The sequence below is a fragment of the Paenisporosarcina sp. P5_A11 genome, from assembly GCF_056400705.1.
Window position 1 is genome coordinate 1 of the sequence record NZ_JBFUKT010000117.1, and the last position, 10,431, is coordinate 10,431.

General features: G+C 36.7%; 10 protein-coding genes. 7 read left to right on the top strand and 3 right to left on the bottom strand.

The features are described from left to right. A partial coding sequence (gene glgD / locus AC1DOS_RS14075; protein ID WP_477538005.1) for a glucose-1-phosphate adenylyltransferase subunit GlgD occupies positions 1-891 on the top strand: 891 nt, incomplete at its 5' end. A gap of 17 nt (positions 892-908) precedes the next feature. Beyond that, on the top strand, positions 909-2,342 hold the full coding sequence (glgA, locus tag AC1DOS_RS14080) for a glycogen synthase GlgA (protein ID WP_108585788.1): 1,434 nt from the start codon (positions 909-911) through the stop codon (positions 2,340-2,342). Between the two features lie 254 nt (positions 2,343-2,596). Here the strand turns inward: glgA and AC1DOS_RS14085 are convergent, their stop codons facing one another. Beyond that, positions 2,597-3,952: an MATE family efflux transporter gene (locus tag AC1DOS_RS14085; protein WP_477538006.1), complete on the bottom strand. Its 1,356-nt coding sequence runs from the start codon at positions 3,950-3,952 to the stop codon at positions 2,597-2,599. Positions 3,953-4,207: 255 nt separating this feature from the next. Here AC1DOS_RS14085 and AC1DOS_RS14090 point away from each other — a divergent pair, with 255 nt between their 5' ends. Beyond that, positions 4,208-5,293, top strand: coding sequence for an undecaprenyldiphospho-muramoylpentapeptide beta-N-acetylglucosaminyltransferase (locus AC1DOS_RS14090; RefSeq protein WP_108585786.1), 1,086 nt, complete (start codon positions 4,208-4,210; stop codon positions 5,291-5,293). Positions 5,294-5,335: 42 nt separating this feature from the next. On the opposite strand, the gene AC1DOS_RS14095 is transcribed toward AC1DOS_RS14090, so the two are convergent. After that, positions 5,336-5,515: a tyrosine-type recombinase/integrase gene (locus AC1DOS_RS14095; protein WP_477538007.1), complete on the bottom strand. Its 180-nt coding sequence runs from the start codon at positions 5,513-5,515 to the stop codon at positions 5,336-5,338. Between the two features lie 884 nt (positions 5,516-6,399). Here AC1DOS_RS14095 and AC1DOS_RS14100 point away from each other — a divergent pair. The 4 genes from AC1DOS_RS14100 (at position 6,400) to AC1DOS_RS14115 (ending at position 9,819) form a co-directional block, all read left to right on the top strand. Further along, entirely contained in the window at positions 6,400-7,989 is a 1,590-nt protein-coding gene (locus AC1DOS_RS14100) for a multicopper oxidase family protein (protein ID WP_477538008.1), read from the top strand. A gap of 379 nt (positions 7,990-8,368) precedes the next feature. After that, the gene (locus tag AC1DOS_RS14105) at positions 8,369-8,653 is read left to right on the top strand and encodes a transcriptional regulator (protein ID WP_477538009.1); all 285 of its coding nucleotides are present in this window, start codon (positions 8,369-8,371) and stop codon (positions 8,651-8,653) included. Next, positions 8,654-9,007, top strand: a complete 354-nt coding sequence (locus AC1DOS_RS14110; protein WP_477538010.1) for a YhjD family protein — start codon at positions 8,654-8,656, stop codon at positions 9,005-9,007. A 431-nt stretch (positions 9,008-9,438) separates the two neighbouring features. Then, complete coding sequence (locus AC1DOS_RS14115) at positions 9,439-9,819, top strand: PH domain-containing protein (RefSeq protein WP_477538012.1); 381 nt, start codon at positions 9,439-9,441, stop codon at positions 9,817-9,819. 239 nt (positions 9,820-10,058) lie between these two features. Here AC1DOS_RS14115 and AC1DOS_RS14120 read toward each other — a convergent pair. Beyond that, positions 10,059-10,431 (bottom strand): GNAT family N-acetyltransferase (locus AC1DOS_RS14120; RefSeq protein ID WP_477538011.1); only part of this gene is annotated, 373 nt, incomplete at its 5' end.

The window sequence follows — 10,431 nt, forward strand, 5'->3', positions numbered from 1 at the left end:
GAATGGGACCTTGATCATCGTTCACAAGGCTTGTTTATTCTTCCTTCAATTCATCCAGATGAAAAAATAAAAGGCGATATTCAGCAACTCTATGATCATTTAGAATTTTTCCAACGGGCAACTGCAGACACAGTTATTATTGCTCCTGGTCATCATATTTGTAAAATTGACTTTAACGATGTGATTAAAGTACATGAAAGCAATGAAGCTGATATTACAGTCCTTTATAAGGATTTTGATGGAAAACCAGTTAATAGGCCGCTTTATCATCAATTGTCTGTAGATACGGACGGTGTAGTGCGAGATATAAACCTTTATACCGCACCTGCAAAAGGGGACCATATATGTTTGGAAACATATGTGATTAAAAAACAACTATTAATCGACTTAATCAAAAGTTGTATAGAGTATGAAGAATATGATTTTTTGAAAGATGTTGTGAAAGCAAATCTGAAAGAGCTCAATGTGCAAGGGTATCATTTTACAGGTCATATGCCCTTCATACATTCTCTCGAAACATACCATGAAAGTAGTATGGAATTCCTTAACCCAGAAATACTTCACACATATTTTTATGATTCATGGGAAGTGTTCACTAAAATTAAGCATGAAGCACCTGCTGAATACGCTATTTCTTCAAATGTGTCTAATTCCTTAATTGCTAATGGATGCATCATAGAAGGAACCGTTGAGAATAGTATTATTTTTCGAGGGGTAAAGGTTWGAAAAGGTGCAGTAGTTAAAAACAGTATCATTATGCAAAAAGGTGATATTGAAGAAGGTGCTCATATCGAAAATATTATTACTGATAAACAAGTAATCATTACAAAGGATCAAATCATCACTGCAAGGAAAAAACCGACAGTAATCAAAAAAGAAGAAGTAGTTTAATCTGGAGGGACACGAGCATGAATATTTTATTTGCAGCCTCAGAGTGCGTCCCATTTATAAAGACCGGGGGACTAGGTGATGTTATTGGCGCCTTGCCTCACACTTTACATGAAGAAGGGGTAAACGTTAGTGTGATACTCCCGAAATATGGTGATTTGCCATTGCATTATCAGCAACAAATGCAATGGATTAAAAGCATTGAAGTACCCATTGGTTGGAGAAATCAGTTTTGTGGTATTGAAAAACTAGATTATCAAGGGATCACTATCTACTTTCTTGATAATGAATATTATTTTAAAAGACATGGTAGCTATGGGTTTGAGGATGATGGAGAACGATTCGCTTTCTTTTCCCGTGCTGTATTAGAGGCTTTGCCGCATTTAGAGGAAATTCCGGAAATTATCCATTGTCATGATTGGCAAACCGGATTAATTCCTGTTTTGTTAAAGGCTCATTATGTAAATCAACCACTGTACCAAGAAATCAAAACCGTGTTTACCATTCATAATTTACGCTATCAGGGAGTCTATCCTAAATCGGTGCTTTCTGATTTACTGAATTTAAGTGATTTATATTTCCACATGGACGCATTAGAGTTTTACGGGAATGTCAGCTATCTAAAAGGAGGACTTGCCTTTGCTGATTGTGTGACAACTGTGAGTGCTACTTATGCTGAAGAAATACAGACACCCTATTACGGGGAAGGGTTAGATGGATTTCTACGAAAAAAGGGCGCTAAACTCCGTGGAATTGTAAACGGGATAGATAACGATTCCTATGATCCTAAACGTGACGAGTTGATTTTCCTGCCTTTTGATAGTCAACAAGGTAAGGCTGAGAATAAAAAGAATCTACAGAAAACACTTGGATTGCCTGTAAATTCTGATATTCCCATCATTTCAATGGTAACCAGATTGGTTGATCAGAAGGGCATTGATTTAATTCGTCATGTCTTCCATGAGATAATCGGGTTGAATGTCCAGTTCGTTTTATTAGGTACAGGTGATGCACAATACGAAGAGTCGTTTAGGTACTTTGCTGATTACTATCCGGATCATGTGTCAGTCAATTTATATTTTGATGAATCCCTAGCTAGAAAAATTTATGCAGGTTCCGATTTGTTTTTAATGCCCTCTCAATTTGAACCGTGCGGCATTGGACAGCTTATTGCGCTGCGCTATGGAACTTTACCTCTCGTCCGTGAAACAGGTGGACTGAAGGATACTGTTGTTCCTTATAATGAGTTTACTGGGGAAGGAAATGGCTTCAGCTTTGCCAATTATAATGCTTACGAAATGTTGTATACGATTGAGCGAGCAGTTACCCTTTATCGCTCTGAGTCTGATAACTGGGGGACTTTAGTAAAACACGCAATGGAGCTTGATTTTAGTTGGTCTTCCTCTTCAAAGCAATATGTTACAATCTATAAAGACCTCTTAAGTAGACGCTAATATATCAAAGAACCGTTTCCGGATTTTCGGAGAACGGTTCTTTTTATATTGTCATCATAAAACACGAAATTTCCTCGTAGTTGTTAAAGGAGTGGATAGGCCGTCGGGTCCGAGCATTTCATCCAAAGGTTTGGAAAAAAGGGGACAGGAATGATACATTCAGTGAGATTGAAATAAAACCAGATATTACTGTGGAGGTCAAACGAACTGGGATATTAAAATAACGATGAACCATATAAAACATGACACAATCCTTAAAGGACTGTGTCATGTTTTTTGCGTTGTATTCGAATGAGACGAGCTGATAAAGTGATGGCACCAGCCGTTAAACCTACAATTAATCCAATCCAGTAACCAAAAGGTCCGAAATCAGTAAACTTAGATAAGAGGTAACCAACTGGTAAGCCAATGACCCAGTACGAAATAATTGCCATGATAAATGTAACGTTGACATCCTTATAGCCACGTAAAGAACCTTGTACAGGTGCTTGTATAGCATCTGATAACTGGAAGAGTGCAGCAAATACGAAGAACTGAATCGTTAACTGAATAACCGTTGCATCTGTTGTATATACGGAGGCAATTTGTTCTCTGAAAAAAAACAAAATACATGCAGAGAAGAAGCTGATGATTACGGCTGTTCCAACACTTAGCCAGCTGTACGTGCGAGCATCTTTGTATCGCTTCGCTCCAACTTCATATCCTACTAAGACGGTTGCACCAATCGAAATACTTAACGGAACCATGTAGAGTAACGATGTGAAATTTAAGGCGATTTGATGAGCGGAAATGACTGCAGTACTGTATGTGCTCATCATTAGCGTAACTGCAGAAAAAATACTTGTTTCTGCAAATATTGATAAACCTATGGGAACCCCAATTATGCTAATATCCCGCCATTTTGAAAACTGAACACGCTGCCAATTTTTAAAAAGTTCATATTGCTGAAATGGTTGTTGTTTGTGAACGACAACTACAGCAATTAAAAAAATTAACCAATACGTAATAGCTGAAGCATAACCAGCACCAGCTCCACCTAGTTCAGGAAAACCGAAATTACCAAAAATAAGTAAATAGTTAAAGAAAACATTAATAGGAGCAGATAACAATGTGATGAACATCGTTACCCGTGTCTTCCCTAGGGCATCCATGTATGAACGCAATACATTGTAAGCAAATAATGGAATAATCCCGAAGCTAATCGCTATTAAAAACGATTTGGCAATTTTCTCAACACGAAACTCCAATGTCATGGTATYCAGAATAGGTTCTAAAAAGAGTGATAAAATAATTAAGACTAGAACAGATAATCCAAGAGATAGAAACAATCCTTGTTGGACTACTAATCTGACTTCATTCTTTTTTTTTGCTCCAACTAATTGAGCGACAATGGGAGTGATTGCGAGAAGTATACCTGCTAATCCGGTATATATCGGCACCCATAGTGATGAACCGACGGCCACTCCAGCTAAGTCTTCACTCCCATATCTACTTGACATCAAAATGTCAAAAAATGTGATTAAATATAATGCCACCTGTGTAACTAAAATCGGAAAAACAATTTTTAGCATGAGCGACCATTTTTCTTTTAGATTTGTTGTTTCATGCATATGGATCACCCTAATTTCTTCAAATTTTCCCCTCAGTATATCACATTAAATCCAAATAAATGAATGTGTATTTTATCGGAATTTTTAATAAAATAACTGAACAAATCTTTTGATATCAGTTGTTTTTGCATATGACGTTCATGTTAAGTCGGGAAATAGTGTATATTATGTAAAGGATAAGTTTAAATAATAATAGTCACGAATACAACATCGAATTCGAAAGAAACGAAAGCGTTGAAGATAGGAGTTTTACAAATGAAGAAAAAAACAATTATGTTAACAGGTGGGGGAACTGCCGGTCATGTTTCGCTTAACCAAGCAATCATTCCAACATTAGAAAAACAATCATTTGAGATTCATTACATCGGATCAAAAGATGGAATTGAATTGGAACTAATTCGAGATGCTTTTCCTCATATAAAATATCATGCCATTTCAAGTGGTAAATTGAGACGTTATGTTTCTATCAAAAACTTTACAGATCCACTGAGAGTGGCAAAAGGTTTACTTGAAGCCTTATTAATTATTAGAAAAGTAAAACCATCTGTTATTTTTTCAAAAGGCGGATTCGTATCTGTTCCTGTCGTGATGGCAGGGAAGTTATCGGGTACTCCAGTTGTGATACATGAATCAGACGTAACTCCAGGTCTTGCAAATAAACTTGCCATGCCTTTCGCACATCATATTTTTAGTGTTTTTCCAGAAACATTGAAACACTTACCATCCGATAAATCCAGTTGTTCAGGATCAATCATTCGTTCGGAGCTATTTGAGGGAAGAAAAGTTGTAGGTCTTCGTTTATGTGGTTTTACTGGATTGAAACCAGTCCTTTTGATTATGGGTGGGAGCCAAGGCTCAGCAATCATAAATGAGTCCATCCGTAGTAACCTGACAAATCTCCTTGATTTATATGACATCATTCACTTGTGCGGAAAAGGAAAAGTAGATGAGGCTATACAAGCTGTAGCGGGTTACAAACAATTTGAATATGTCACAACAGAATTACCTGATTTATTACATGCATCAGATGTAATTGTTTCTCGAGCTGGTTCAAATTCAATTTTCGAATTTTTAGCTTTACGCAAGCCGATGCTGTTAATTCCATTGTCAAAACTACAAAGTCGAGGAGATCAGTTATTGAATGCGAAAATTTTTGAAAAACAAGGATGGGCTTCTGTTCTCGAAGAGGAAAATGTTACACCTACCACGTTTATAAATTCCCTAAAAGATGTATCCAATCGAGCGGAGCATATGCGACTATTAATGGAAAACTCCGAACTTCCAAAAACGCCAGATGAAATGGTTAGACTCATTACGTCTCCATTTAACGTTACTAAGTAAGGGGTTAGGCGCTTCGTGGTAACATAATGGTAACAAACTAGATTATAATGCGATTTCTTGCTCCATTTCTTCCACAGCTTTTTCTTGAGATGAAGGGTATAAGTGGCTGTAAGTATTAAGTGTCATGGCAACATCACTGTGACCTAATCGCTTAGCAACCATTAATGCATTGTATCCTTTATTAATTAAGTGGCTAGCATGAGAATGACGAAAATCGTTCAATCGAATCTTTTGTACTCACTTGCTTTGACAATAGCCGCAAACTAATTATCAAGCGTAGTGGTAGAGAGACTTTCGTTAAATTCACCGAACATATTGTAGGTGTCTTTAGCGTTAGTTTCTTTTTTTATTTCAGTTAATAAATCCAACACTTGTTGAGGCAACAGTAATTTTCTAATGGAGGCTTTAGTTTTAGGTGTTTTAACAATTCGGTTATGATCCGTTTTGTTGACATCAGTATCTTTTAAATGCAGTTTCTAGCTTACTTATAAGAATAGACTATATCTTGTTTAAAAATGGTTGGAAACCAATAGAAGCAGAATTAGTAGGAGAAGAACAGAGTGACAGAACAAGAACGGGTCTATGGCCGTCCGACCACGCAGGAGTATCTCAAGTTTACATTTAGAGGATCATCATCACAATGATGAAAGTAGTGACGAAAGCAGCAGTTAACATTTGTACAAGAATGAAAAGACCGTTTTTTATTATAAAGACGGTCTTTTTTAGATGGAAAAGTGTAGCATCGATTTGTTAAATTCTATCAAAGAAACGGTCAATATATGTATCCTTCTTCAACTAACGGGTGCTTTAGATTAAGGTAACTTATGCAGCTCTATTTCCTTATTAAACTAACGATTCAGGTTAGTTTAATAAGCCTTAGTAAAGGAAATAGCAGAAAATCCTTAGAATTAATTAGATTCTAAGGATATTTCTATTTTTATAGTGATCTATTGTATGGTTAAGCTTCCGCAAAGGAGGGAGACAAGATGTCTGGCCACACAACGCATTCGTTAATTGAAGAAGAGGATACGTATAGACATAATGGACAAGTTAACGTTCATAAACTTACTCAGTAGATATTAACAGGGAGGAAGTTTTCCATACTTATGCGTGAAAAGATAAAGCTACAAAAATTCGTGGATGAACTGCCTATTCCAAACACCTTATCTCCTAAGATGCGAAGTAATTACAGTTTATATTACGAAGTGACCATGAAGGAGTTTTCTCAGAAGCTACACAGGGACCTTGGACCAACTCGTTTATGGGGTTATGATGGAACATTTCCGGGCCCTACATTCGAAGTAAGGAAGAATGAAACTGTGTTTGTTAAATGGATTAATGATCTGCCCAATAAGCACTTTCTTCCTGTTGATACAACGATTCATGGTTCTGAAATAACTCTTCCAGAGGGTAGAAGTGTTGTCCATTTACACGGAGGAAGAACGCCTGCCCATAGCGATGGTTACCCCGAAGCGTGGTTTACGAGAAATTTTCAAGAAACGGGACCTTTATTTGAACGAGAGGTTTATTCGTATCCAAACATTGAGCGAGCGACAACATTGTGGTATCACGACCACACGGTAGGTATTACAAGATTGAACATCTACGCGGGACTCGCGGGATTCTATCTCATTCGCGACAATCATGAACAATCCCTTAATCTTCCGAAAGGAAAATATGAAATCCCTCTTTTAATTGTTGACCGCTCTTTCAACCCAGACGGATCACTTTACTACCCCAGCACACCGGATCAAAACGACAAAGGTCTTCCTTATCCTTCTCTTGTCCCTCCTTTTGATGCAGATACGATTCTTGTAAACGGAAAGGTTTATCCATATCTGGACGTTGAACCAAGAAAATACCGATTTCGAATTTTAAACGCATCCAATAGTCGAATCCTTACATTAAAAATGGAATCCAATCAGCCTTTTTATCAAATTGGCACGGATGGTGGCTTTCTTGAGACAACAGTAGTAATAAATGAATTTATTATTATGAGTGCCGAGCGTATAGATGTGATCATTGATTTTTCTCAATACTACGGTCAAACCATTATTCYCAAAAATGTCACCAAGAGTGCATCCGCCGAAACAACAGATGTCATGCAATTTAGGGTAACTGTTCCGTTAAGAAGTACAGATACTAGTTCCCTTCCTTTTTATTTAGGGAAAATCGAACGACTTCCAATAAGTATGGCAAAGAGAACAAGAGATTTAACACTCGTCAGAACCAAGGATCAATATGGTCGATCCTTGAACTTATTAGATGGGAAAATGTGGATAGATCGAATGTCCGAAAGAATTGAATTAAATACCGTCGAAATTTGGCGCATCATTAATATAATCGATGATGCTCCTCATCCCATCCATCTCCATTTGGTTGATTTTCAAATTCTTAATCGCAAGCCTTTTGATGTTTCTCAATTTCAAAAAAACGGAACCCTTATTTTTACGGGACCGCCCACTCCTCCTAATCCCTATGAAATGGGATTAAAAGATACAGTTCAGACCCCCTTTGGTTACGTCACATCCATTATTGCCCGATTTGGACCATTCACCGGGCGATATGTGTGGCATTGTCATATGCTGGAGCATGAAGATCACGAAATGATGCGTCCCATTGAAATTTTTGAAGTGCCATTAACAACAACAACAACACCCATCATTTCCAGGTTACCTTATCCCCCTGACACGTAAGATTTGTTTGCAAAACCTAATATATTTGCAATTAATAGTTTAATCAAAATTTTAGTTAAAATCGTTAAATTAGTAAAGCTAATATTAACAACACTTTTAGTTGTTTTCTTATTTAGAAGGAAAAAGGTTAATTAACTAGTTAATAAGCTGCCTTTTTACATGGAAGCTTTTTCTTATTGATTAATGAAGTCGAATACTTCCTAATCCGGGGGGCATCTCAATCTGTTGTGCATGTAGCATGTGGTATACAATCTCTGCCACGAGGTATAAGGCTTGGTTACAGAAGCGTGTGGATTTTCTTCTTTAACTAACGGGTGGTTAATTTAAGAAGAAAAGACTGTCAAATGACGGTCTTTTTTGTTTTGGGGGAATAATTCCCATGGATAAAAAACATACGTTCGCATATAATAAGAACAAGTGTTCTCTTGTTAGAGGGATTAATGTGAAGAAAATTCTTTTGAAGGCTATGCGATATGGTCAGATTGTGGAGGTTATGTATATCTCGAAAAGTGGAGAAGTTACAAAGAGACGTATTAAAGTTTTGCAACAATATGGTGAGTCATTTCAAGCTTATTGTTTCTTGAGAAACACCAAACGTACTTTTTTGATTGACAGTGTCCTGGCATTAATTCCTGTCGAACGTAAAGAGAATTTGGTGATATAGATGACACTCATTCCAGCTGAAAGTTTACCGCACTTTGAAAGCATGATTTACTTGCCTATGGTAATTATTATTTTAGAGCTTGATCGTGAACAGTTTGAAAAAGGTCCATTCAAATTAAAGCGACCATACATAAACATCATTGAGCAATCCATAAAAGCTGTCCAAAAAGATTTGAAGGAAACTAAACTGTATCTCCGTCAGCACAATATGAGAATCATTAAAGGTAATCGAGACGACTCATGTACGGAGTACACTTTCTTTTTTGGAGGGTATGACCAGCATCGAAGATATCTAAATGTTCGTCTTCGCAATCGTACTGAGGAGCTGCTTGATATGTACTTAAATATGAAATAGGAAAAGCCCATCCATTTATGTGGAAGGGCTTATTATTCTACTAGAAAGTTGATTCTTCCACAGTTAAACAGCCTCCCCATCTGTCCGTAGCATTTGCAAAAATAAGGGACTCATTTGTATTAAAACGTAGCCTATTCCGGCTTTCATTATCATATTCCATGCTTTCTCCGAATTATCGAACATGAAGAAGAAACAAGCACCCACCATAATAACTAGCGATTGGAAAACTAATAGTTTATCCCAAGCGTAAAATAATTATCGGCAGCGTTGGCAATACTTGGATTATAATTATAAAAAATAGTTAGTCTAAACTTTATAAGGATGGAGTGGTTGATTTGAGTAAAAAGGGCTGAAAAATTTCTAACATTAGCAAAAGAGCATTTGAATGGTGAAGAAGTGAAGTATTGGGTATTGGCATGTTCAGATCTAAAATGTTTGGTAAAGATACAATTTGTAATGGGGTTCTAGTTTCTACTGATCGTCAGGTCTTTTTTCACTGCAAAAAGCTAACAGGATTTGATTCCGAGTCATTTCCTTTCAGCAACATTTCCAGCCTGGAAATAGGGAAGGGAATGTTTGGTCACAAAATGAATATCATTGCTTCTGGGAACAAGGTTGAAATGAGCGGAATTAATATTGGCCAAGTAAATGAATTTGTGGAGTATGTTCGGAATAACATTGGGAAGAAATCAGAATCAACATCTATTCAATCTTCTCCAGATGTTTCAGATGACCTTCGTAAATTTAAAGCATTGATGGAAGACGGGATTATCAGCGAAGAGGATTTCATTGAGAAGAAAAAACAGTTGTAAGGAATATAAAAAATGCCATCCACAGTGACGTGTGTACGGGCAAAATAGTGGTAACACCTATGGTAACAAAAATATAAAAAAATACGATTACTAACTGAACCCTTGGTAACCGCTAACACTTTTAAATCAACGAAATTACATATTGATAACAACACAAGTTTACCACTTGTTCGATTCATTACATCTATTGCAAAATGAAAAATACCGCTTACACTAGAATCGTGTAGGCGGTATTTTCTTTACATCGCTTGCTCTTCTTCTTCGGTAAATCGAGAAGCAGCCGTTGATAAGTAGAATAAATCTTTTGGAATTTGGTATAGCTCATATTGATGTTCTCCTGCATTGATTTCTTCAAATAAAGTGGGGTGTGACTCTTTAGCGTTCATGGTATATGCTAACTTCTCTGTAGCTCGGATAGACTTTTCATTATGTTTTTTAATACGTAAAAACACAGTATTTATTTGATATTGATAAAATAGCTCTTCTAGGAAAAGATTTTTAGCTTTTAAATTATAGCCTTTCCCTTGAAAAGGTTGACCAATCCAAGTCCCTAAAAAGCCAGCTTGATCTTGAATATCATATAAATTTATGGTGCCAATAGGCATTCCGAAA